The following is a 24,780-nucleotide window of genomic DNA, read 5'->3' as shown; positions in this document are numbered from 1 at the left end:
ATATCAATTGGAGAATTCTGTTGAAAAGACCGGACAGCAGTGAACTCAAATCTTTAAACAACCATTCCTATGGATAATAAGATAAGTCAAGTAGAATGTTCGGGCAGGTCACAGGATAGTGCGACCTGCCGATTAAATAATAATTATAGGCAAGTTTCCATATTATGCCATCATAGCTTCAGTTTACGTTCGCATAATGAACCGGAAGACTATTCTTATATCTTGAATATCTTGCTTCTTCCGTTTTTAACGTGCTTGGTTGCGTTTCTGGTATCAACAATCAATTTAGCTTTATCGACAATCCATTGATATTTGTATTCGGAATGATCTGTTAATATGACAACGCAGTCGGCAGAATTAATAGATTTAGCGTTCATGCCAACTGATTTTATTTTCTTTCCGCTATCAAGAATTATATCATCGACAAAAGGATCATTATATGAAACCAACGCTTCATTACGAATAAGAATCTTGATAATATCCAGTGATGGTGATTCTCTTACATCGCCAATATCTTTTTTATATGCCGCACCCAAAACCAGTATTTTCGAACCGCTTAACGATTTCTTTCGGCTGTTTAAGGCCGCGCTTATTTTCTCAACTACATACTCTGGCATTCTTGAGTTAATATCGCCGGCCAACTCAATGAAACGAGCATAATAATTTAGTGAGCGCAGTTTCCATGATAAGTAATGCGGGTCGATAGGAATGCAATGTCCGCCGAGACCGGGACCGGGGTAAAATGGCATAAACCCAAACGGTTTGGTAGCGGCAGCATCGATTACCTCCCAGACATCTATTTGCAAACGGTCACACATGAGCGCAACCTCGTTTACCAAGCCAATATTAACCGAACGAAAGGTGTTTTCCAAAAGCTTAACCATCTCGGCGGCTTTCGTCGAACTGACAGGGATTACATCGGTAATAACCTGTTCATAAAGGATTCTCGTCACTTTGCAGCAGTTTGAAGTTACACCGCCAACAACCTTGGGTGTATTATGAGTAGCAAATCTGATATTTCCGGGATCGACTCTTTCGGGTGAAAACGCCAAGAAGAAATCTTTTCCTACTTTATAACCGGTTTCCTCCAGTATAGGCATTATAAGCTCTTCGGTTGTGCCGGGATAAGTAGTCGATTCTAATATTATTAACTGCCCTTGGTGGAGGTGTTTTTGGATTTGTGTTACTGCCGATAAAATAAATGAAACATCAGGATCTTTGGTTTTATTTAGCGGCGTGGGCACAGCAATTGCGATACAATCAACATCCTTTAAAACTGAAAAGTCGCTTGAACATTTAAGACGTTTAAGGTCGGTAAGCTCCTTAACCTGGTAATCCTTAATATCGTCTATATGGGATTTCCCAGAATTTATTATCTCATTTTTTTTCGGATCAACATCAACGCCAATAACCTTAAAACCGACCCGCCCAAACTCAATCGCTAAGGGCAAACCAACATAACCCATACCGATTATGCCAATAACAGCTGAGCGTTCGATTATTTTCTTCTCGAGTTGCTTTGTATAATTAGATCTCTGAGATGTTTTGGGATTTGCTTTTTTGTCAGCTTTGCTTTTTTTAGCAGCTTTTTTTAATGTCTTTTTCTTTGACTCTTTCACCAGCGCTCCTTATTAAAACAAAATTACATTTTTCCAACGTATACCAATTTTATCGACTGGTTAATATAAAGCATTTAAACATCTTAACAACAATAAAATTAGAAGTTCTTTAACCCGTATTATATGTTGGCCAAAATATAGGATACATAGGAAGAAAGCCAGCGCTGTAATTGGCAGAACTTGGTGATTTTCCTCACTGAATCTGCGGAGTAAGGTATTCAATCCAGTAATTATAAATATCACGCAAGGTAGTATCCATCTCAATTTTTGGCTGCCAGCCGGTGTTCTTTTTTAGTTTTTCGGGGGAACCTATTAAAATCGGTATGTCTACCGGCCGCAAACGTGATGGGTCGGGGATAACCTTTATTTTTTTAACGCTGAAAGAGGTTATAATATCTAATAATTCCGAAAGACGATACCCCTTGCCCGAACAGACATTGTATGGCTGGCCAGGTTTACCATTCAATAAAATAGCGATATATGCCTGAATCGTATCCCGAACATCAATATAATCTCTTGTAACATCAAGGTTGCCCACCTTGATTTCCGGTGCCGACAACCCAAGTTCAATCCTGGCAGTCTGGAAAGCCCAATCAGACAATACTGCCACCGTTCGTTGATAGGGACCAGCATGAGAAAAAGCTCGAGCCCAGTAAATCGGCAGTTTGTATGCTCTGTAATACTGATAAGCTAATAAATCAACTGCAGCCTTGGATACAGCATAAGGATTTACCGGTTCAAACGGGTGATTCTCAGTTACCGGCACCTGGTCAGGCTTAAGTTGACCGTAAACCTCCGATGAAGTTATTAGAAGAGTTTTGGCCGGTGTCTCCATTTTTGAAACAGCTTCAAGGATATTTAAAGAACCGATAAGATTTATCGATAGAGTCTCGACAGGATTCTCAAACGAAAGTTTAACTGATGATTGGGCGGCTAAATGAAATATCAGGTTTGGGCTGATGTTTTTTATAACCTTTGCAACTTCCTGTTCATCACGCAAATCGCCGGTATATATCTTAATATCCCTCGAAATAATCCTGTCTTCCATATCATTGTTTAAATCAAAACCGGTTACTTTATAGTTGTTAGCAAGTAAATAATCAGTTAGATGTTTTCCGACAAAACCATTTATTCCGGTAATTAAAACTCTTTTAGACAAATCAATTTACTCCTTAATTATTTTTCAGCAGCTATTAATATATATAATTTTTATTTATTGCAAAGCTATTTATAGGCTTGGGTAACCTATGCACGTATTTGTTAACTCTGATTATTCATAGATAATCCGGGATAGAAGGCTAATTTCAGAAAAACTGTTTCTTTAAAGGACATCATATAGTAATAAAGACTTATATCATTGTCTAAAATCTTTACTTTTGGCTTTACAAGTCGATACGGTTAATATATAATACTGCGGCTTAAATATTGAAGTCGTAGAATGTTGCGTTTGGAAGTTGTCAGGGCTAAAGGGTAGCTAATGGTAAAGATACGCGGAGCTTGTTTTTCTTTATTCCTAATAATTATATTATTAGCTGCAGGATGCGCCAGAAAACCAGCGGTTATTAAAGGCACAGTTACAGATGAGGAAGGTTCTCCTCTTGCCGGCGCTGCAGTTTTTTCAATTCCGCAGAAATACAGCGTCTTAACCGACACGTTAGGCAATTTTATTATTGATGGCATTGAACCCGGGCAGTATTCGCTTCTGGCAAAACTCGGTGATGATTCCACGGTAGTTAATCTCGGTTTAATTGAACCGGGGCAAGTATTGGTAACAACTGTAATAATAAAAGAACCGCCACCGCCGCCGCCAAAGCCCGAAAAACCTATTAAACCGCCAAAGAAAAAAGTGGATTTTATAGATCCGATTAAAAAAACCGACATTAAAGTTCTATTGCTTGCAGATAAGGAACATTTCAAGAAATTCGAAATTGAATCATCTGATGGACTTATTTGGGAATACAAAAAGGCTTATTACTCAAAATTAAGATTCAAGGGTGGTATTTTACATGAGGGTTATTTCCCGGGTCCTAATTCAAAGTATTTCGAAACCGCTGCCAGGCGATGCATATACGGCAATAAAACATGGATTTATAGTCATGGCCCCGAACGAACCCCCGAGGATGGCCGTGAAATATATATTACCATACCAATAGACTTGCCCGGAAATATAGACATAGATTCATTAGTGATATCTTATGGTTTCCCGCGTTTCCCCAAAAACGTACCGGATGGCTCATTAAAATTCAGGCTTGTTGGCGAAACATCAAGCGGCGGAATCTCGATTCTGATTGACTGGGAAAAAATAGATCATTCATCAAACGGTTCCTTTTATAAAAAGGCGGTTCCAACATTAGGCGACAACCGTAAACTTCAATATATTTCATTAGAGATTAATTCAAATGGAAGCGCTGTTTGGGATGCATTTTTAATTAGGCCGTTAGTATATTTTAGCGTTAAGTAGCAATTATCAAGCTTAATATAATTATTTTTGGCTTACAATAACATATTTGTCTTACTTGCGGCTATTTCCATATTAAATATTATTAAGAAGTTTAAGCTGTTAGATTTAACTTGACGTTATAATAAGTATTTCTATATTTACATTGATTTGGCGCTATCGTCTAGTGGACTAGGACGGGTGGTTCTCAGCCATCAAACCGGGGTTCGATTCCCCGTAGCGCTACCACAATCCCTAATCCATAGAAATAACAATCACTTAATAAAGCTTGACGAAAACGCTATTTTAATAATAACGAGATTTTACTTTGCTCATTTCTTAAGTGTGTTGGAATACTCAATAATTGGTCATTGGATAGGTTCTTCAATTCCCTGTTTAGTTGGAAATTTTCGATTGCTAGACATCTATAGAAGTTATTTTTTATGGCATGAGGTTCTCCAACAGACTCTTATTAAAAAAGAAAACGATTTTACCTTGAAAAAACTGAAATCATTTCTTAAATTGCAACCAAGTTTACTTGTCAGTTTTAATGAACGAACGTTTTTTAAACAGGAGCAATTGAAGGGTAAAAATAAAATATTTTAAATCAATATGACGGAGCATGGATGAGTACAAAGATTATCACATCTGAAGAGCGGAAAAAGTCTTTTACACCTATGAAAAAGCCGGAAGTAATCGAGAAACAAAGGCTCAACGTTCGGTATCATGTTGAAGATTATGATGTTAATGACCGGCCGCAACGGTTTCTGGAGGCTTTTGCGGCTATTTTAAAACATTCAAACTACCGTTTTGCGCTGGAACATTTCATCCGTATGAGCGCCAAGTGTTCTCGGTGCGCGGTTCAATGCCCTATTTATCAGGCTACCGGTGATGTCCGCGATATTCCCTGTTACAGATCGGAGCTTCTGTTAAGCGTATATCGCCGTCATTTTACAATCTCAGGGGCTTTGAAAGGCAGGCTACTGAGTACGGGCTATCTGACAGACGAGAAGATCGAAGAAATGGCCGAATCGTTCTGGAATTGTACTGCCTGCAAACGGTGTACTCTTGAATGTCCTGCTGGTATCGACCATGCCCTTATTACTCATTTGGGACGTTATATACTTAGCGAAATCGGTATTGCTCCTCGAGCTTTAGTGGTCAGCACTCGGGAACAGCTTGAGGGAAAAACGCAGAACACCTCAGCTATCCCCGTTCCGGCCCTGCTTGATACTTTGGAGTTCCTTGAAGATGATGTTAAAGACGAAAAAGGCGTCGATGTCAAGTTTCCTCTTGATGTTGAAAATTCCGAATATTTTTTCATTCCGGCTGTTAGCGATTTCTTAATGGAAGCTGAAACTTTGATGGGAATAGTTGCCGTATTTGCCGCTACCGGCGATTCATGGACCATAGGCACTAAGTTTTTTGATGCTATCAATTATGGTTTATTCTACAGCGACAGAATGTTGGAACGGATAATATTAAAACTGTATAACGAAGCTAAGCGACTTAAGACGAAAAAGATATTAATCGGCGAATGCGGTCACGCCTCACGTTCCGCTAAATACTATGTGCCCACACACTGCGGCGGTAAAGACGCTTTACCGGTTATTAATATCATGGAATATACCCATAATGCGATTAAGGAAGGGAAGCTTAAACTTAAACCTGATACCATTACAGAAATTGTTACTTATCACGATCCCTGCAATATCGCCCGTCAGGAATGGATTATTGACCAACCCCGCGAGATAATCAAATTGTTCTGTTCAAATTTCGTTGAAATGACGCCCAATCGTTCGGAGAATATTTGCTGCGGCGGCGGCGGCGGCACTGTTTCTATCGATGAGATTCGACCGTACCGCACTTTGATAGGAGGTAAAGCAAAAGCCGACCAGATACGCGCTACCGGCGCTAAGTATTTAATTGCACCATGCGCTAATTGCAAGAAACAGCTTCGTGAACTTGTGGAAGACCAGAAAATTGATTGTGAGGTCGTTGGTCTTCACGACTTAATATACAAGGCAATAATCTTTGATAAATCAAATCAAAATGATAGCTCAAACAAATAGAAAGGATAGAAATTGCAAGCATTGCTGGATTTTGCAAAAGGCCCCTTATTTAGACTGACATTTGCTCTGATGATATTGGGATTGATGCGGATATTAATCCTTGATATTTGGGGAGCCATAGAAGCCTACCGGAAAGCCGGAGATAAAGAAATTCCCTGGAAATCAGTTATTATAAAGACCATAGGTTGGTTTATACCAATTAAACGAGTCGCTAACCGCAAACCTTTTTATAGCCTATTTGCCATACTGTTTCATATTGGTCTTATACTTGTTCCCATATTGTTATACGCCCATGTTCAACTGTGGAAAGGCAGCCTGGGTTTTGGGTGGCTAACTCTGTCTAAGTTCTGGGCTGATTTATTAACTCTAACCACTATTGTATTCGGGTTAGCGATTTTCCTTGGCCGATTAATCAGCAGAGATGTAAGATTTTTAAGCCGCACGCAGGATTATCTATGGCCATTGATTTTAATAATACCATTTATAACAGGCTATGTTTGCGCAAATCTAAACATCAGCCCGTTAAACTATCAATTCTTCATGTTAGTTCATATTCTTGCCGGTGAGTTAATTTTTGTATTGATTCCATTTACTAAAATAGCGCACTGCATACTGGCGCCATTTTCTCAGTTTATAATAACTCTTGCCTGGAAATTCCCAGCCCGGGTTGATGATGATATTTGTGCTACTCTTAATAAAAAAGGAGCGCCGGTATGAGCAAAGCCATATTAACTGACATTACTAAATGTATAGGTTGTCTTGAATGTGCGGTTGCCTGTAAAGAAGTTAACAAACTCGACCGAGACGCCCCCAGGAGTTGGCATAAAGATGATGGGTTGTCAGCCAGAAACTGGACATCGATTATAGTAAAACCGGACTCGCATTATATTCGCAAACAATGCCGTCATTGCCTCGAACCGGCTTGCGTTTCCGCTTGTCCCGTGGGAGCTTTGTATAAAACCGAAGAAGGACCTATTGCTTATGACCCCGGAAAGTGCTTTGGCTGTCGTTATTGCATGGTTGCCTGCCCCTATGGAATACCCCGCTACGATTGGGATAAACCGGCAGCCTATGTTCAGAAATGCAATATGTGTATCGATCGGATTAAAGCTGGCAAGCAGCCGGCATGCACTGAGGCTTGTCCGACTAAGGCAACTATTTTCGGCGAACGGGATGAACTTCTGAAAGAAGCTCATCGACGGCTTAAAGAAAATCCGGGCAAATATATCAATAAAGTATATGGCGAGTTTGAAGTCGGCGGAACATCGGTTTTGTATATTTCAGATATTGATCTGGGATTTTTAACATACCCGCTGACTCCGGGGACAAAAGCATTGCCCAAAACCACTTCAACTGCCATGGAATCGGTTCCCTTTGTATTTGTGGGAATGGGCGCTGTTATGGGCAGTCTTCATTGGATTATCAAACGGCGAATGAAACTCCAGGGACAATCACAAGAACATTCAAAAGAGAACGAGGAATAGCTAATGGATAGATCAAATGTTTTCAAGTCGGTTCTCTGGATGATCACCGGATTGGGATTAGCGGCTTTTATAACGAGATTCTTGTTTGGCCTTGGCGCCGTTGCCAACATGAATGATGCTATTCCGTGGGGATTTTGGAAAGGCTTCAATGTTTTTCCGGGGATAGCGCTGGCTGGCGGTGGTTTTGTAATGACCGCTATAATTTATGTCATGCATAGAGAAGAATACCATCGTTACGCCAAGGTATCGGTTTTGCTGGCGTTGTTGGGTTATCTAACCGCCGCTACAGCATTATTTACCGAGTTGGGCTTACCCTGGATGATTTGGCATCCGATAATTTATTGGCAGCATCATTCGGCTTTATTTGAAGTGTCTTGGTGCGTGATGCTTTATCTTACGGTGCTCTTTTTAGAGTTTTTACCGGTTCCTCTCGAAGAAACAAGCAAGTTTGCCGGAATACGCAGGTTTCTGACTAAATATAAGATAGTGCTTGTTTTTCTGGGAATCATGATTTCGACGCTTCATCAATCCTCATTGGGCACAATGTGGTTAATCACCCCTTCAAAACTGCATCCTTTATGGTATACACCACTTTTGCCGATTCTCTTTTTCATCTCGGCTGTGGGAGTAGGGCCGCTTATGCTTATATTGGGAGTATTAGTAATTTCCTATGTGTATCGCAAGAAAATTGATTATGATATTCTTACCAAGTTAGCGCTGTTGGCATTATCTGTTGTGGCTATTTTTGGTCTTGTCAGGTTTGTGGATATCGGCGCAAGAGGCAAACTACCGCTTATTTTCAATGGTTCATGGCAAGCTTCATTGTTTATAATCGAAATAAGCCTGATGGTAATAATCCCAATAGTTTTTCTAGGAGTAAAAAAACTGCGTCATTCACAAGCTGGCCTCTGGGTTGCTGCGATTTCGGCAGTGATAGGCCTTGTTCTCAATCGAGCTAATATAGCTGGAATCATTGTAACTGCCGCAGGCCCCGGATATAAGCCTACCATATTTGAAGTCTTAATAAGTTTGTGTATAATCTCAGGGGCGATATTAGCGTTTCTATATGTTATAGAACGCTTCAAGGTTTGGGATCAAAAATGGGAAGATCCTCAAGATAAACCCGAAAGTAAACCGGTATTCGACCGCACTTCTGAGGTCTGGCTGGGAACGCCAAGATTGGCCTCAAGAACAATATATTCGCTTATACTCGTATTTGGTCTGGCTTTAGGTTTTGCTATTATCCCCAGTCATAGAATTTATAGCGATGGCATAAAAAATGTTCCTGCAATGAAGGCACGCGGCGGCGATTCGCTCTTTGTCGATGGCAACCATGACGGTTATGGCGCAGCTTTCAGACATGATATCCATATCGCCAGAAACGGCGAAAAAGAATCATGCGTATTGTGCCATCATATGAACATGCCTATGGATGAGCAAAGCGGATGCAATGACTGTCATCAAGACATGTATCAACCGACCGATGCTTTCAGGCATGACTGGCATGCAAGCCCCAATAATGGCAATATCACCTGTAATGAATGCCACGATAGCAATCGGGAACGCACGGCTTCTAATGTTAAAGACTGCGACCAATGTCATAACGATCTTTTTCCTCAAAACGCAGCGATTAGGGTTGAACAATATCTGGCGCCATCGTATACTGATGCTATGCATTATCTATGTGTCAGATGTCATAAACAGAAAGCTTTGGAATTGGCAGATAAATCTGATTTGGCTCTTTGTTCTACCTGTCATGAATCGCACCAAAAAGACTTTATGCAGGCCGGAATAAAGAATAAATTCACTCATCCCTACTATAATCATGTAGTGTTTCCCGGCAAGGCTGCAGAAGAGAATGAAAATACAGGCTACTAATATGGATAAAAAAGTTTTAATAATCGATGATGAACCGGATGTGGCGAAGTATCTTACTGAGATACTGAAGGATAACGGATATACTACTTATTCAGCGGATAATGCTGATATTGGTATGGAAGTATTGGAATCAATAATACCCGACCTTATTTGTCTTGATATTATGATGCCAATGGAATCCGGCATTTCGATGTATGTTAAGATAAGAAAAGATGAGAGGTTTAAACATATTCCGGTCTTAATTATCAGCGGAGTAGTGCAAGAAAACGAGTATGATTTTCGCTCATACGTTTCCGATAAATCGATTCCACCTCCGGATTACTTTTTTGAAAAACCGATTAGTGTAGCAAAATTCATGAAGATTGTTGATAAATTCACCTCCCCTGATTTATCAAATAATAACAGGGGAAAGCAGGATGTCTGATTCTAGAAAAAGCAGCCAAAGAAGGCTTAACGACTTAGTCTATAGTCAATTATTCCAGTTGGTGCCGTTCAATATTGCTATAATAGACCGTAATTACAACATCATAAAAGCCAATAGAAACTTTGAAGAATATTTTGGCAGTTGGAAAGGCAAGAAATGTTATAAAGTATATAAGAAGCTTGATCATCCCTGTGAAGATTGCAACTCATTATTAACATTTGAAGACGGTAAAACAAGAGTAATTGATGGGGTTGGCATTGATAAAGATGGTCGTCAAGCTCATTATATTGTCCATATTGCTCCCTTAAAAAGCAGCAAAAGCAAGCAGATTGATTATATCGTCGAGATGTCCTCGGATATTACAGAGACTAAACGATGGCAGAAAGAGTATCAAGTATTATTCGATAGGGTTCCTTGTTATATTACAGTCATCGATAAAAATTACAAAATAATCAGGGCTAATGAAAGCTTTCGTGAAAATTTTGGGGATGTTACCGGTGAACAATGTTACAGTGTGTATAAACACAGAAAAAGAAAATGCCCAAATTGCCCTGCGGCTAAAACATTTAAAGACGGACAGATTCATCATTCTAATCAAGTGGGCATCAAAAAGGCCGGTGAGAAAACTCACTATGTAGTGACAACATCGCCCTTGGGACGAGGGGAAGAGGAAGTAGCCCATGTCATCGAAATATCGACTGATATTACCGCAACTAAAAAGCTGGAAAGTGAGGTAATTGAGGCCGAAAGGCTGGCGGCGGTTGGTCAAACTGTTGCCGGGTTGGCGCACAGCATAAAAAATATTCTTATGGGGCTTGAAGGCGGAATGTATATTGTCAGCAAAGGCTTGAAAAAGGACGATAAAAATGTTATTGCCGATGGTTGGGAAATGTTGGAGAGAAATTTCGAGAAGACCACTTCTCTCGTGAAAGATTTCCTCAATTTTTCCAAAGGCCGCTTACCGGAACTCAAGATGGTTAACCCTAACGATATGGTTAAAGATATCATCAGTCTATATAAAGAGATTGCAAAAGGTGTGGGAGTAACTTTGGAAGCCGAACTGGATCCCAAAATCAAAAAAGCTCCCTTTGACCCTAAAGGTATTCACACCTGTTTGACTAATCTGGTTTCAAATGCAATTGATGCCTGCCAGATGAGCGAAAAGAAAAACTGCTCGGTAAAAATTCAAACAAAGGATGAAAAAGGAATATTGTTATTCTATGTGTTGGATGATGGCAGCGGTTTAGATTATGAAATTAAACAAAAAATCTTTACTACATTTTTTACTACTAAAGGAGGAAAAGGCACTGGTCTTGGTCTTTTGACAACCAAAAAGATTATCCAGGAACATGGCGGTAAAATATCCGTTTATTCAAAAAAAGGGGAGGGAGCAAGGTTCAAAATGGAATTCCCTAAAAAAAGGCTTTATTCCCTGTACAAAAGTTATAATTTAGAATAAACATAAAATTAATATTACGGAGAATATTATGGCTGAAACAAATAAAAAAACCGTCTTAGTAGTTGATGATGAAGAGGATGTTAGAAAATATCTTTCGATGGCTTTATCTGAGGCAGGCTTCAATGTGATTATAGCCTGTGATGGGTTCGAGGCAATCGACCAGGTTAAAAAACATAGCCCCGACCTTATTTCTTTAGATTTGGTTATGCCTAAAAGATCGGGAATTAAGTTTTATCGCGACCTTGCCAAAAACAAGCAATGGGCAAAAATACCGGTAATTATAGTTACCGGTCATGCCCGAGACGATCTGGGCAAATCCGACCTGAAAGAACTTACTATGTCGGGTCCGGGGATTTATCTCGAAAAACCCGTTAAACCTGATAATTATATTGCGGCAATAAAAAACCTATTGGGAATGGATACGACCAAGGAAGAAAAAGAAATTGCAGAACAGGTAGAACTTCAAAATAAGTTGAAAAATATGATTGATGATGCTGATCCAACGACCCTTAAAAAATTTAAAGAGCTATTTAATAAAAAGGACACTTAGAAAGGCACTTAAAACTGTTGAATGTTTTGGGAGAATTTCAAATGAGTAAGAAAATATTAATTATCGATGATGAGGATGACATACGAAAATTCTTAGTGGAATTTCTTCGGGATGAAGGATATGAAACCATAGCTGCCTCAGATGGAATTGAAGGTCAAAAGATATTGAAATCCGAAAAACCCGACTTAATTACTCTGGATTTACAGATGCCGAATGATACCGGTACTGCCTTTTATCGTAAGATGCATCGGGATAAAGAGTACAGCAAAATCCCTATTATTGTAATCAGCGGTGTTGCCGGAAGGCATCTGGCTATTAAGAAACCTATTGCTGTTTTTGACAAACCTATCGATAAAAAAGCTCTTTTGGAGGTTATAAAAGATACAATCGGCTAATTATTATTCCTGAATATGTCTTGAATAATAGATATTACTATTGCTAATTAAAGAAATAATGCCGCTGTTGTCCGTATATAATTTGAAATAATTGAAATCTAATGCAACGCTTATATTAAAATCATATCATGGTTATAATCAAAATTACAATGATCAATTTATGTAAAGTTGGTCGGTTTCCATAGTTCAAATGATAAGATACTCAACCCACAAGTTTCTAATAGCAATTTGGAAATTTAAGCTAAGGAGAAGCTAAGATGAAAAAATATGATGTAGTCATTGTTGGTGGAGGTCCTGCCGGAGTACAAGCGGCAATATCTGCAAGAAATACAAGTCCTGATAAATCAATTGTTCTTATTAGAAAGGAAAGCGCCGCTTTGATTCCATGCGGCATACCCTATATTCTTCACAGTTTGAATTCAGTTGATGATGATATAATGCCGGATGGGATTCTGAAGAACAACAATATTGATTTGGTATTGGGTGAAGTTATTAACAGAGATGCAAAGGTAATTGAGTTAAAAGACGGTCAACAAATAGAATTTGATAAATTGGTACTTGCCGCCGGATCTTATCCTTTCAAGCCTCCAATACCGGGAATAGATAATAAAAACATCTTTATCTTATCGAAAGATTACGAGCATCTTGTAGAAATGCGAAAGGCTGCAAAATCTGCAAAACGAGTATTAATTGTAGGAGGCGGTTATGTCGGTGTCGAGTTGGCTGATGAATTGAGTAAAGACAAAAAATCTGTCGTAATTGTGGAATTAATGCCTTCTTTACTGCCTACTTCAGTAGACCCTGAGTTTAGCGAAATTATTAAAAATGAGTTGGAGAAACAGGAAGTTAAAATAATAACCGGTTGCGGGATTAAAGCCTTTTCCCAAAATGGCTCTTCCATAAACGTCGAGTTAGACAATTCTGAAACCATTGAAACTGATATCGCAATTGTTTCTATTGGCTTTAAGCCAAATATTTCATTAGCGGAGAAGTTTGGGCTAAAAGTAGATAAAAAATTTGGCGTTATCGTTGATGAATACTTAAAAACCTCAGATAACGATGTTTTTGCCGTAGGGGATTGCGCCGCCAAACGGAGCTGTTATACATGTGATTATCGTCAAATAATGTTGGCATCAACAGCCATGTCTCAAGGACGACTCGCCGGTTCAAACCTCTTTTCGATTCATGTTGTAAAAACTTTTACCGGTACTCTTGGTTCATTCGCAACCAAAATCGGCAATGTTGCTTTGGGAGTAACCGGTTTAACTGGAACCCGGGCTAAAAAGATGGGTTTGGAATATGTAGTAGGCGTTGCTGAGTCTGTAGATCGTCATCCGGGCAAGCTGCCAAACGCATCGAAAGTGACCGTTAAGCTTATTTATGCGAAATATTCACATGTGCTGCTGGGCGCTCAGGTGCTTGGCGGCGATTCGGTCGGGGAGTGCGCCAATATGCTTTCGGTGATGATTCAGAAAAAAATGACGGATATGGAAATTGATACCCTTCAGATTGGAACCCACCCTCTTCTTACGTCATCGCCTCTCGCTTATGCTGTAATTAATGCTACTGTTGACGCAATAATGAAATGGTACCGTTAAAGAATGTATAAAATGAATATCAACTTAAAACGATATTTCATTAAATTAGGCAGGAAAAAGTATGGCAAAAAGTAAAACAAAAATCGGAATAATAATTTGCGACCGCTATAAGATGTGCGCGGGAGGTAAATGTTTGAGAGCTTTTCATAATAGAGAAGGAGCATTTAGTATTTATGGCGAGGATGAAGCAGAGATAGTTGGCTACACAACTTGCGGCGGTTGTCCTGGCGGAAACATTGAATATGCGCCTGAAGAAATGAAAAAGAACGGAGCGCAAGTCATTCATTTTGCCACAGGGTTTATTGTCGGGTATCCTCCCTGCCCGTATATTAGTTATTTTCGTGATTTCATTAAGGCTAATTACGATATGAAAGTTGTTTTCGGAACTCATCCAATCCCTCAGAAATATTATATTGTACATTCAAAGTTAAAGACATGGGATTCCGCAGAGTGGAAGAAGATAATTCAACCGACATTAGCAGATGAGGCAATTCGTATTGCTTATAATTGACATGCAAACAGATAAAACATGAAGGAAATATAAATGTATACTTATGGACCGGTACCATCACGCAGATTAGGGCGCTCTTTGGGTGTGAGTCCGATTCCGCCCAAGACATGCTCTTATTCTTGTGTCTATTGCCAACTTGGAAAAACGAAACATCTCCAGGTTGAAAGAAAAAGTTTTTATGCAAAAGAAGATATTCTCACCGAAATCATAAAAAGAGCTATGGTTTCCCAATCAGATTATATCACTTTTGTTGGCGATGGAGAGCCTACCTTGTGCAAAGATCTGGGCTGGCTTATACATCAAACTAAAGCCGAGCTGCGTTTGCCTGTGGCTGTAATCACAAATGGTTCGCTGTTGTTTCTTAAGGATGTCAGGCGAGATTTAAAAGAGGCTGATGTGGTTCTTCCCACTTTCGATGCGGGCAGTGAAAAAACATTCAGACATATCAACAGACCTCATGGTGATATAGGATTTAACACTATGGTGGGCGGTTTGATTGATTTTCGTGCCGAATTCTCCGGACAAATATGGTTAGAGGTCATGCTTGTTAATGGACTAAATGATTCGGAGGAAGAATTGTGGAAAATCAGAAAGACCGTTGATTTGATAAAACCTGATAGAGTTTATGTGGTTACGCCAATCCGTCCGCCGGCGGAAACGTGGGTAGAACCATCATCACCGGAAACCATACTAAAAGCCCAACAGATACTTGGCAATGCCGAGCCAATTACCGAACCGGAAATGGGGGAATTTGGTTTGCGCGAGTTCAAAGATGCCAGGCAGGCGATTATTGAAATAGGTTCGCGGCACCCCTTGCGCCGGGAACAGGCATTAGAAATCGAGAATGCATTTTCATCACCCGGCACTGTTGAGAAACTGTCCAACGAAAATAAATTAGTAAATGTAAATTTTAAAGGGAAAGAATATTTACTTCCCGGTTATTTTATACGAGGCAAATAGATTAATCAACAAAGATATAGCTTTTCATCCACTATAGTTGACTAAACCGTAATGTTATTATATATCAATAAGTTACCATGAATTTTTAATTATATTATTGACATTATCAGAAAAATAATTATATTAAAATTAATGAAAATATGTTAGTATTGTAATCAGAAACAATCTATGATTATTTTTTAAGGAGGTGTTTGGAGTTAAAAATATATAATGTTGTGTTGTGAAAAGTTATGATATTTGTAATTTTAAGGAGTAAAAAATGAAATTTAATACTAATGTATTAATTACTTTGAGCGTTTTAGTACTATTTGCTTTTTCATTCGCAGTTGCTGAGGATATCACCCTCAAATCCGCTCCATATAAAGTAGTTAATAAGAAATACGAACCTCCGGATGCGGCTCTGGTCGATTTTCTGACTGAAGGTTTTGAAACATGGTTCCCGGTTGGTTGGGAACAAATTATTACCAATAGCGGCTACACTTGGTTCCAGTCAAGTTATTCTCCTCAGGAAGGAATTTATAACGCTGAAATCGTGTACGATCCCGCCTTGGTTCCTCAGGATGAATGGATGATTTCCCCTGAAATCGACCTCACATCGGCCAATCCCGGCCTCGAGCTTACATTCTGGTTTTTGACCAGCTACTACTGGCATGTTGACCCTTATGATAATGCTGATATGATAATCATGGTTTCGACTGATGGCGGCGACCATTGGTCTGAACCGCTCTGGACAGAAGATGACTACGGCATATTCGAGAATTGGACCTGGTATGAAGTTACATTGGACTTCGATGCTTATATCGGCGAATCCAATTTCAAGGTTGCCTTTGTGTATCAGGGTTCTGATGGCGCCCAGGCTGATTTCGATGCTATCATCCTAACCGATGGCGATGCCCCGCTCGACCATGATGTTGCGGCTGTGGAAATTATTGCCCCGGTTGGCGCTGGTGATGCTGGCGCACCGGTTACCCCTGAAGCTACTTTCGGCAACTTTGGTGCCAATACCGAAACTTTCACTGTCAATATGACTATCAGTTTGGACGGTTCGGAAGTCTATAATGAAGACTCTGAAATAACCGATTTGGCCGGTAATGGCGCTACTGAAGATGTAGCATTCCCGGAATTCACCCCTGTTGCAGAGGGCAGTTACGACATTACTGCGACTGCCGAGCTGACAGGCGATCAGAATGAGGCAAATAACTCAATTGATGCCAATTATAACACCCAGCCGATTGCCGGATTCTTCGTTGACTTTGAAAGCGACAATGGCGGCTTCACGCTTATTAACGACTGGCAGCATGGCGCGCCCACGACCGGTCCCGGCAGCGCCTGGTCTGGTGATAATGTCGTTGGCACACTGATTAATGGTCAATACACTGAAGGCCCGCTTCTATCAGAATTAACCAGCCCGGAAATCGCTATTGGCGATGAGCCTGTTTTAACTTTCTACCACTGGTACACAACCGAAAATACTTACGATGGCGGCAATGTGAAAATTTCTACCGATGGCGGCAGCACTTGGGCATTAATTACTCCTGAAGACGGTTATGACGGCGAGCTTTCATCCTCATTTGAAAATCCGATTGGCGGTGAACAGGCTTTCTTCGGCGATCATGGTTCCTGGCAGATGGAGACAATTGACCTTTCCGCGTACGCCGACCAGACGGTTCGAGTTAAATTCGATTATGGTTCAGATAGTTCGGTCATAACCGGCGATGGCTGGTATATCGATGATTTCCATATTGAGTTCTACACCACCGGTATTAATGATTATTCGACTTTACCGAATACTTTCAAGCTTGAGCAGAACTATCCCAACCCATTCAACGCCCGTACCGAAATCAATTTCACGATGCCAAATGCCTCTGATGTTGACTTAAGCGTTTACAATATGCTGGGACAGAAAATTGCGACCTTGGTTTCCGACAGAATGGAAGCCGGTCATCATTCGGTCAACTGGGATGCTTCCCAGGTGTCTTCCGGCGTCTATTTCTACAAACTGACAGCCGGCAACAACAGCGAAACCCGCGCTTTAACTCTGATTAAGTAATAGACCGATAAACCACTTTAAAAGACCCTCACTATGAGGGTCTTTTTTTATTGGTAAGTTTTCACTGCAAGGCTATTGACTTCAATTATATTTAGGGTGGTTGGCGTACGTCCTCGCCCCAAGGCACGTCTGTGTGCACCAACATTTTATTATTCACCTCTTGAGAGGGGTTAGGGGTGTGTTTTAACGCTAAATTTTCAATATAATTTTCCTTTGGTTACCAAGCGCCGCTTGGTAACCAAAGGAATTCCGAGCTTTTACAGTTCAACTGTAAAATCGGGAAAAGAATCAACGGGCAATGATCAGGAGTTTCCCCGTTTTTTTTATACAATCGTAGGTCAGGTTCTCCGCCTTAGGCGGACGAACAAGAAACCCGACACCTTTCGCAGCAATATGCCACCCTTTCCCTTAGCAAATCACCTGTCACTGTCCAAAATGTCGGGTTTCTCCCTCCGGTCGGAACCCGACCTGCTAGAAATCGCTAAAAGTTTCCCCGTTTTTTCAAAAACTATGATTTCCACTTATTGAAAATGTTAACCCTATGAAACATACTATACTATAAAGATTTTACCGGAATTTTCGGGGAAACTCCTGGCAATGATATTCTATTTAATATATAGCAGAGATTTAGATTTAGCAGTGCTGCCTGATTTTACCCTGTAGAAATATACACCGGAGGAGATATCGCCGGCATTCCATTTAATAAAGTTTGTGCCTGCCTGCCCTTGAAACGAGCCGACAGTTTCAACTTTACGTCCAAGAATATCGAATATTTCTATAATAACATGAGCCGATTTCGGCAGACTGAATTCGATAATCGTCCCACCATTGAATGGGTTAGGATAGTTTTGCTTCAATATTATTTCATCCGGGAGATCAACAGACATAATCAGGTTGAGAGCTATAGTATCATTCTGAATAATTTCCACTTCGCTGATTGTAGTATCGAGATAGCCCGAATGTGAAAACGAAATAACATGCTTTCCGGTTAATATGTCGGTTATAAGATAAACCCCCTGCTCATCTGTTGCATCGCTTATCGATGTGTTTTCGATTTCAACCAAAACCCCCTCAATAGGCAAACCGTTGGTGTCGGCAACAATGCCGGTTATACTGCCATAGGCGTTAGAATTCAATACAACATCTACCTCTGTGGTTTCATCAATAGCAGCAGCAACATTGCTGATTATTGTGTCAAAATAGTCGGTATGCGAAAAAGATAGATCGTATGTCCCCTCGTCGATATTGTCAATAAAATAAACGCCTTGTATGTTTGTCGTATCGGTTAGTTGAAGCTCTAATATTTCCACAACAACATTCTCAACTGCCGCGCCGCTGGTATCGGTAACCGCGCCGGTAATTGCGCCGACAGCATCTAAGAAAGATAACTCGCTGAATACCTCTAAATATGAATAGCCAGCATCGCCGCTTGTGTCGCCAAAATTTGTGGGACCCTGAAAACGGTCGAGTCCGGGACCAAAAGCCTCGACTGTAGTTCCCATCAGTAATGAATCGCTGACTGAATGAGCGGCAAAGGTTAGTATTCTTAAAAATCCAGACGTATGAAGCCAAGGATTCAGTTCTCCGCCAAGGTCTGCGAACCCTAAAAACGTAAGGCTATTCCACCCCTCTTGAAACTCATCATTGAACGTATAAAAACCTGCTTCATCCCACTCAGTTAACGGCCAATAAATTTGGCATGAATCTTTAAAAATCGTATCAATATAGGTTTTATTAAAGCCTAATGGAACACACATATTCGCTACATAAGCGTCTGCAGTTGTTTTCACATAAACATCTACATTTATTATTTCGTCAATTCTCCCTGAGATTGGCAAATCATTATAGTTGCCATACCAGACATAAACGGAATCATCAACACTCTGAGCTTTGGTAATTACCGGGTTAAAAATAACAACCGCTAATAAAATAATCTTGAATAATAATATTGATGAAAAACTCTTACTGCTAATCATTTTAATATTTTACCTGCCATTAGTATTAATGTTCAAGAAGCGCCGATTAAAATTCATATATTCACTTTTATATAATATAAGCAGGGTTTTGATACAGTCAAGGCTAAATAATAATTTAAAATCCATGATTTAACCTAACATAATGCCAGCCATCTAATTACGGCAGTTGTTAAATATTTTACAGAATTCGGATTACCTCACCAATAATAAATAATATGCATGCATTTGCGCTGTTATATCGGTTCCTCTTGCATTATCAGTTAACATTCATGTCTAACTAATTGACCGGCAATAAAATAGATGATGATAATGATGGGTTTTTCAGCGGCACGTCTTTTGTTGAATGACCCTATAGAAGGATAGGTATGTTTAGTTTTGTAGTTAGAAGTTTTTTAGTAGTTAGTTTTTTATTGCTTTACTGCTCATCCAGCGTTTTAGCATCTCAGAAACCTCAGACGAGTCTTATGGCAGTCGGGCAACATCAAAGCATTGCCGGAACAGTTTTCGATGAAAACAACAATCCGCTAAACGGCGTTTCGATAATCCTGCGTTCGGAATCTAAGGTTATAGCCGGAACTTTTTCTAATAACCAGGGCGGATACATATTAAAATTTGATGATATGAATTATAAGGCTATTACGCTGACTGCCTTAATGATTGGCTATGAATATAAAACCATTAATATAGATATATTAGAAGATAACGCTATGATTGATTTCCGGATTAAAGAAAAACCTGTTGAGATGGCCGGAATCGTTGTTAAGCCGGAAAAAGATAAACTGAATATAACTTATGATAAAAAACAAATAGTGAATACATCCAAACAATCCCTTTTTGCGACAAATCCGATAAGCGTAATAAATCAGCCGCAAGTGGTTCGAGAGGGTTCCATTCATTCCTCGAAAATCAGGGTAAACGGCACTAACCCCAAGTATTATTTAAACGGTATGGATATCGGTTATGACCCGTGCCATTACGGCATGTTTTCGATAATCCCCAGCGGCGTTATTGATAAAGTTGAATTTCAGGCTCAGGGAACCCCTTCGATGTATGGTCTTCCATCGGTGGTTGCTATGAACACCTTAAAACATTTTAGCAATCATACAGATGGCGCTATCGATATGTCAGTAATCGAGGCAACCGGTTTTTTATCAATTGGCTCTGATGATTATTATGTAATATCATCCTTGCGTAAATCGCTTCTCGATAAGCTGGTCAAGCAGTTAGACAATGAATCGGAGCGCAATCATCTACCGCCGACTAATTTTCAAGATATATTTATTTCCTCCGGAGTAAAATTATCCGACAGCTGGCGATTGATGCTGGATCAATATTTTGTCAGAGATTATCTGGCTTATGATATTAAGCCGACAATAAATAATCCGAGCGGCATTAAAACAAATCAGGATACTAAGAAAACTTTCACCGGTTTGCGTTTTGAGAGAATTTGCCCGACTGCCTTTATTAAACTAACTGCCGCTTTCAAATCAGGTTCGGAGAAATATAAAGTTTGGCCATCCGATGGGAAAACAACAAACGGTTTATTTATTGACCTTGCGGCTAAGAATCAAACGCTTCTAACCAGGTTCAAGGCTGAATTATTTACTGATAAATTGAATGTAGTCGTGGGCAATGAATCAGACTATACTTTTAACCGCAAAATTGATCTCACTCAGAATAACTGGAATTTCCAACCTCCGGATGCCAGCAGTGATATTCCCTATATATATCAGCCTGAGTTAAATCAGCTTTATGGCGAATACTCATCAAGTGATAGTGAACTTAATACCGCTGGCTACTTTTCGTTAAAACATGATTTTAGCCCCTTTGAGATTGAGGTAGGGTTACGAGTGGAATATTTCAGCAATCTGATGGAGAATACGGCGACGCTTTATCGTAATAGGGCTGTATATAAAAACAAACGTTGGGGGGATATCGAGTTTTTCTATGGCGCTTTTGCCGAAAACCCGATTAAAAATATACTCGAACCATACCAGGTTATGGTACATGCTGGTATTAGTAAGCTGAAGCCGTTAAAAACAAGATTAGCAAAAATAAGTTATATTAAAGGACCTTTTAAATTTGGATTATTTAAAAAACGGATTACAAATATTCCTTATCCGACACCTGATTTTAGCCATGTAAATGATGACAACAGCATCGGTGATGGCTTCATTGAAATGATGCCGAATGAACAACTCGTTATTTATGGCGGCGATATAGATTTTCATATCAAAGGATTCTTACTGTCAAAATTAGATTTTACGGGATATTATGGCTATAGTCATGCAATGAAAGCAATTGATGCCAACGAAGTTCCTTATGAGTTAAATGCTCCTCACAGAATTTTCATGCAGTTGAACTACAAATTATTGAAGTCTATAACAATTGGCAGCGAATTAAGCTTGCGTTCCGGTTATCCTTATACGCCGACTTATCCGGCTTCTACTTTTGAGGATAACAATCGCTGCACCCCCGAATATTATTCGGAAATGGTCAGTTTGGAAAACTCAGAAAGGTTCCCTCAAAGCGCTGTTTTGAATCTTCATGCTGATTTCAATATTAACAGGTTTAATATCTTTCTGTCGATATTGAACCTAACTAATCACGGCAATGCTCTTATCAATACCAATGACGGCTATGTTTATGATACGGGGATTCTGCCCAGTTTGGGAATCAGATACGGGTTTTAACTGAAATATCACTGCTGTTTAGATATCTTTAATCCTGATTTTGCAGCCATTCCCGCGAATAGGCTTGTTGAAAAAGTCAGTCCATAATAGAATATGAACTAACGCGCTAACTATATTCCTACTTCAGCAATACAACTTTCTTTTCGTCGAAAGAATCACCGCATGTAAGCCTGACAAGATATATCCCCGATGACACATCGGACGCATCCCACAGCATGGCATATTTGCCGGCGCTCTGATGGCCATTAAAGATAGTCGCCGCTTTCTGACCAAGAATATTGTATGCCTCAAGATTGACATTGCCATCTTTCGACAGGCAATATTCAATAGTAGTAGTCGGATTGAATGGATTTGGATAAATTGAATTGATAACAAATCTATCGGGTTTGTTCACTATTGTATTATCAATATAAGCCGTGCCTACGGTTAAGATAATTGGAATATCGCTGATGCCGTTGTTTGGGTCGTTTGTTATAAGACGCAAGAACCCCTGATAAGTTCCTATATCAAGCTCGTCCGCGCTGAATGTGAGGCTAACATCGACATCGTTTTCAGGTTCGATAATGCCATTGTTTGGATCGATATCAAGCCATAGCTCAGGCAGTATTGGAGCATCTCCCAGATTAAAAGCGATTGCCAACTCATCCCTGATATAATTTTCATCACGAGCAACCTGAAGCCCGAGAGAACCGTTTTGGTTTTCCATACCGACAGTACATTCATTCAGACGTCCCGGTCCCATGCTGTAATACTGGTATTTTATATTATTCGGGGCAGTAAGTATTATCTGGAAAGTGAAAATGCCTTCCTGACGCCAGTCGGGAACCTCATGCCAGGTAATAATTGCGGTGTCAGAATTGTTCGTATAGAAATAAATATTTCCGCCGTGTTCAAGATTCATGTCATCGTAAAAAGGCGCCAGTAAATTATTCGGCAGCTCGGAATCGGGAATACCGACATTGCCATATTCGACTATATGAAAATCGGTAAATGATGCCCAGCCATTGGTGCAGATACCTATCGAATCGAAAACATTGCCGTAATAATCGAAGCTAAAGCCAAGGGGTATCGCCCCAGAATTGCCGTCATCAAGACCATCCCCAAAATCAATAATATCGGCATACCCGGTAATATCAATCCAGTTATATTCGGGACCTTCAGGGGAATCGCAATCATACCAAATGTAGCCGAAAGAATCCTGATTGGCAGGGTTAACCGCCTCGATTACATAAACCAGGTTGGCCTCTCCGCTGTTGGATATATTAAAAACTTCGGTAGTTTCCTCCTCCGGAGCAATAAAGACTGTTATCGTTTCGGATGGGAAATTAGCTTCAGGATATCCGGACTCGTTATATGTAGGCCGCGAACTGTTGCTGCCAATACGACAGGAACCGTATTTCATGTAGAAATAGCCTTCATCTCCCCAATTGGGTCCCCAGCTATTTTTAACAATCCAAGCGCCTGCGCCATCGCACTCATCATCATCCCAGCCCACTATAACAACAGCATGATTAGTTGGTTCGGTGTTGGCATGCTCATAACAGCCGCCGCTATAACCGAAGAAATCGTTATATACGGTAAAAGTTGTCGTAACTGGTCCCGAAAGCAGCGCATTTTTGATAAAATTCACATTATTAGCAACATTAACATATCCATCCAGATTAGCGATAGGGTCGTAATCGTATTGAGTGCAGGGCACTTCATCGTCCGCCTCATATGGCATATCGGATTCATCAATTGCGCCGTAACCCATGAATATGTTGTAAGCATCCGTCATCCAGCCGCCATCACAGTCTGAGCCGCCGGTATTGCATGATAGCACCTGCTGTTCCGATAAATCAAGCTCCACACTGTCAGCAATCAATATAGCCGATTCGAAAGAACCCGTAGCGGCAAAATCCCAGCATGAACCGCAATTGGCCTGGTCTTTAACCGGTGTTACTCCATTAAGCTCGCGCCAATCGAAAATATCCTCAGTATTTAAAAGCGCTGGCGGCGTAAGTTTATCAAGCCTGGCAAATTCTTTTTGAATTTCGCCGGGAACTCTTAAGCCAAGACGCAATATTCGCTCCTCGAACGGCAGGTCCATCATTGAGGTTTGGTCAGCAGTCCAGTGTAATCCTTTTGCCTCAATCATCTTCTGAATTTGCCTGACTTCATCTGATATTTCTGCTCTGGTCGGGATAAATAAAATAATCAGCATAGTTATGACTGTTAAGCTGACTGCTATTCTTTTCATAATTTCTCCTTAAGAATAAGCATAAAATGTTTAATAGTAATTAATCATATAATAAGCAGGTGTCAACATAAAAATATCTTGCCTATTTAAACCGAAATTTTGCAGAAGAACTACATCACTACTGTCCGGCCTTTTGTCCGCCTTGGGCGGATGCAATAGTGATGTCATTCCCACACTGCCCGCGTCATTACCAACACTGCCCGCGTCATTCCCAACTTGATTGGGAATCCAGAGATTGGTCATGCCGATACCTCCTGCCTGCCGGCGCCCGCCTGTCTGCGGACACGGGGCACGGTATTTTTACTATCCGCCATTGGCTTAACAAATAGCTTTCTGGATTCCCGTTTTCGGAATGACGCAAATGGATAATCATCGAATCAAAATCGATTTCTGAAATCTAATTCCTCCTGTCGGCGGACAGGCATGAAATATTAT

At 40.2% G+C, this 24,780-nt stretch carries 19 protein-coding genes and 1 tRNA gene; 15 read left to right on the top strand and 5 right to left on the bottom strand.

What is annotated here, in order from left to right:
- Positions 1–215: 215 nt before the first annotated feature.
- Both J7K40_11400 and J7K40_11395 read right to left on the bottom strand, forming a co-directional pair.
- A complete protein-coding gene (locus tag J7K40_11400; protein MCD6163001.1) occupies positions 216–1,466 on the bottom strand; it encodes a nucleotide sugar dehydrogenase in 1,251 nt (416 codons plus the stop codon).
- Positions 1,467–1,812: 346 nt separating this feature from the next.
- Positions 1,813–2,778: a GDP-mannose 4,6-dehydratase gene (locus J7K40_11395; GenBank protein ID MCD6163000.1), complete on the bottom strand. Its 966-nt coding sequence runs from the start codon at positions 2,776–2,778 to the stop codon at positions 1,813–1,815.
- A gap of 318 nt (positions 2,779–3,096) precedes the next feature.
- On the opposite strand from J7K40_11395, the gene J7K40_11390 reads away from it, so the two are divergent.
- From J7K40_11390 to J7K40_11325, 14 genes are all read left to right on the top strand, one after another.
- Positions 3,097–4,080: a carboxypeptidase regulatory-like domain-containing protein gene (locus tag J7K40_11390; protein ID MCD6162999.1), complete on the top strand. Its 984-nt coding sequence runs from the start codon at positions 3,097–3,099 to the stop codon at positions 4,078–4,080.
- Between the two features lie 149 nt (positions 4,081–4,229).
- Positions 4,230–4,305 (top strand) — tRNA-Glu (locus J7K40_11385).
- Positions 4,306–4,682: 377 nt separating this feature from the next.
- Positions 4,683–6,128, top strand: a complete 1,446-nt coding sequence (locus J7K40_11380; GenBank protein MCD6162998.1) for a (Fe-S)-binding protein — start codon at positions 4,683–4,685, stop codon at positions 6,126–6,128.
- Between the two features lie 12 nt (positions 6,129–6,140).
- Entirely contained in the window at positions 6,141–6,845 is a 705-nt protein-coding gene (locus tag J7K40_11375) for a hypothetical protein (protein ID MCD6162997.1), read from the top strand.
- Positions 6,842–7,612 carry a 4Fe-4S dicluster domain-containing protein gene (locus tag J7K40_11370; GenBank protein MCD6162996.1) on the top strand — a complete coding sequence of 257 codons (771 nt, stop codon included), beginning with the start codon at positions 6,842–6,844 and terminating at the stop codon, positions 7,610–7,612. The genes J7K40_11375 and J7K40_11370 overlap by 4 nt, the downstream gene beginning before the upstream one ends.
- Before the next feature lie 3 nt (positions 7,613–7,615).
- Positions 7,616–9,490, top strand: a complete 1,875-nt coding sequence (gene nrfD / locus J7K40_11365) for a polysulfide reductase NrfD (GenBank protein MCD6162995.1) — start codon at positions 7,616–7,618, stop codon at positions 9,488–9,490.
- 1 nt (position 9,491) lies between these two features.
- Positions 9,492–9,914 (top strand): response regulator, encoded by a 423-nt coding sequence (locus J7K40_11360; GenBank protein ID MCD6162994.1) that lies wholly within the window; start codon positions 9,492–9,494, stop codon positions 9,912–9,914.
- On the top strand, positions 9,907–11,373 hold the full coding sequence (locus J7K40_11355; protein ID MCD6162993.1) for a PAS domain-containing protein: 1,467 nt from the start codon (positions 9,907–9,909) through the stop codon (positions 11,371–11,373). The genes J7K40_11360 and J7K40_11355 overlap by 8 nt, the downstream gene beginning before the upstream one ends.
- Before the next feature lie 28 nt (positions 11,374–11,401).
- Positions 11,402–11,923 carry a response regulator gene (locus J7K40_11350; GenBank protein ID MCD6162992.1) on the top strand — a complete coding sequence of 174 codons (522 nt, stop codon included), beginning with the start codon at positions 11,402–11,404 and terminating at the stop codon, positions 11,921–11,923.
- Between the two features lie 41 nt (positions 11,924–11,964).
- Positions 11,965–12,318 carry a response regulator gene (locus tag J7K40_11345; protein MCD6162991.1) on the top strand — a complete coding sequence of 118 codons (354 nt, stop codon included), beginning with the start codon at positions 11,965–11,967 and terminating at the stop codon, positions 12,316–12,318.
- A 257-nt stretch (positions 12,319–12,575) separates the two neighbouring features.
- Positions 12,576–13,916, top strand: a complete 1,341-nt coding sequence (locus tag J7K40_11340) for an FAD-dependent oxidoreductase (GenBank protein MCD6162990.1) — start codon at positions 12,576–12,578, stop codon at positions 13,914–13,916.
- 61 nt (positions 13,917–13,977) lie between these two features.
- Positions 13,978–14,427: a CGGC domain-containing protein gene (locus J7K40_11335; protein MCD6162989.1), complete on the top strand. Its 450-nt coding sequence runs from the start codon at positions 13,978–13,980 to the stop codon at positions 14,425–14,427.
- 33 nt (positions 14,428–14,460) lie between these two features.
- The gene (locus tag J7K40_11330; GenBank protein MCD6162988.1) at positions 14,461–15,387 is read left to right on the top strand and encodes a radical SAM protein; all 927 of its coding nucleotides are present in this window, start codon (positions 14,461–14,463) and stop codon (positions 15,385–15,387) included.
- 259 nt (positions 15,388–15,646) lie between these two features.
- Positions 15,647–17,437: a choice-of-anchor J domain-containing protein gene (locus J7K40_11325; protein MCD6162987.1), complete on the top strand. Its 1,791-nt coding sequence runs from the start codon at positions 15,647–15,649 to the stop codon at positions 17,435–17,437.
- Positions 17,438–18,042: 605 nt separating this feature from the next.
- Here J7K40_11325 and J7K40_11320 read toward each other — a convergent pair.
- Entirely contained in the window at positions 18,043–19,413 is a 1,371-nt protein-coding gene (locus tag J7K40_11320; protein ID MCD6162986.1) for a carboxypeptidase regulatory-like domain-containing protein, read from the bottom strand.
- 365 nt (positions 19,414–19,778) lie between these two features.
- Here J7K40_11320 and J7K40_11315 point away from each other — a divergent pair, with 365 nt between their 5' ends.
- Positions 19,779–22,106, top strand: coding sequence for a TonB-dependent receptor (locus tag J7K40_11315; GenBank protein MCD6162985.1), 2,328 nt, complete (start codon positions 19,779–19,781; stop codon positions 22,104–22,106).
- Between the two features lie 118 nt (positions 22,107–22,224).
- Here the strand turns inward: J7K40_11315 and J7K40_11310 are convergent, their stop codons facing one another.
- Complete coding sequence (locus J7K40_11310; protein MCD6162984.1) at positions 22,225–24,345, bottom strand: T9SS type A sorting domain-containing protein; 2,121 nt, start codon at positions 24,343–24,345, stop codon at positions 22,225–22,227.
- Between the two features lie 30 nt (positions 24,346–24,375).
- Positions 24,376–24,588 (bottom strand): hypothetical protein, encoded by a 213-nt coding sequence (locus J7K40_11305; protein MCD6162983.1) that lies wholly within the window; start codon positions 24,586–24,588, stop codon positions 24,376–24,378.
- Between the last annotated feature and the right edge of the window lie 192 nt (positions 24,589–24,780).

This window comes from Candidatus Zixiibacteriota bacterium (genome assembly GCA_021159005.1).
GTDB lineage: Bacteria > Zixibacteria > MSB-5A5 > UBA10806 > 4484-95 > JAGGSN01.
This window is presented reverse-complemented; position numbering and strand designations above follow the sequence as displayed.

Excerpts from the sequence above, each read along its gene's own strand:
- J7K40_11325 (MCD6162987.1), top strand. The coding sequence starts at position 15,647 with ATGAAATTTAATACTAATGTATTAATTACTTTGAGCGTTTTAGTACTA.
- J7K40_11400 (MCD6163001.1), bottom strand. The coding sequence starts at position 1,466 with ATGGGTTATGTTGGTTTGCCCTTAGCGATTGAGTTTGGGCGGGTCGGT.
- J7K40_11355 (MCD6162993.1), top strand. The coding sequence starts at position 9,907 with ATGTCTGATTCTAGAAAAAGCAGCCAAAGAAGGCTTAACGACTTAGTC.
- J7K40_11340 (MCD6162990.1), top strand. The coding sequence starts at position 12,576 with ATGAAAAAATATGATGTAGTCATTGTTGGTGGAGGTCCTGCCGGAGTA.
- J7K40_11330 (MCD6162988.1), top strand. The coding sequence starts at position 14,461 with ATGTATACTTATGGACCGGTACCATCACGCAGATTAGGGCGCTCTTTG.
- J7K40_11305 (MCD6162983.1), bottom strand. The coding sequence starts at position 24,588 with ATGACCAATCTCTGGATTCCCAATCAAGTTGGGAATGACGCGGGCAGT.
- J7K40_11310 (MCD6162984.1), bottom strand. The coding sequence starts at position 24,345 with ATGAAAAGAATAGCAGTCAGCTTAACAGTCATAACTATGCTGATTATT.
- nrfD (MCD6162995.1), top strand. The coding sequence starts at position 7,616 with ATGGATAGATCAAATGTTTTCAAGTCGGTTCTCTGGATGATCACCGGA.
- J7K40_11315 (MCD6162985.1), top strand. The coding sequence starts at position 19,779 with ATGTTTAGTTTTGTAGTTAGAAGTTTTTTAGTAGTTAGTTTTTTATTG.
- J7K40_11360 (MCD6162994.1), top strand. The coding sequence starts at position 9,492 with ATGGATAAAAAAGTTTTAATAATCGATGATGAACCGGATGTGGCGAAG.
- J7K40_11320 (MCD6162986.1), bottom strand. The coding sequence starts at position 19,413 with ATGATTAGCAGTAAGAGTTTTTCATCAATATTATTATTCAAGATTATT.
- J7K40_11370 (MCD6162996.1), top strand. The coding sequence starts at position 6,842 with ATGAGCAAAGCCATATTAACTGACATTACTAAATGTATAGGTTGTCTT.
- J7K40_11390 (MCD6162999.1), top strand. The coding sequence starts at position 3,097 with ATGGTAAAGATACGCGGAGCTTGTTTTTCTTTATTCCTAATAATTATA.
- J7K40_11350 (MCD6162992.1), top strand. The coding sequence starts at position 11,402 with ATGGCTGAAACAAATAAAAAAACCGTCTTAGTAGTTGATGATGAAGAG.
- J7K40_11335 (MCD6162989.1), top strand. The coding sequence starts at position 13,978 with ATGGCAAAAAGTAAAACAAAAATCGGAATAATAATTTGCGACCGCTAT.
- J7K40_11380 (MCD6162998.1), top strand. The coding sequence starts at position 4,683 with ATGAGTACAAAGATTATCACATCTGAAGAGCGGAAAAAGTCTTTTACA.
- J7K40_11345 (MCD6162991.1), top strand. The coding sequence starts at position 11,965 with ATGAGTAAGAAAATATTAATTATCGATGATGAGGATGACATACGAAAA.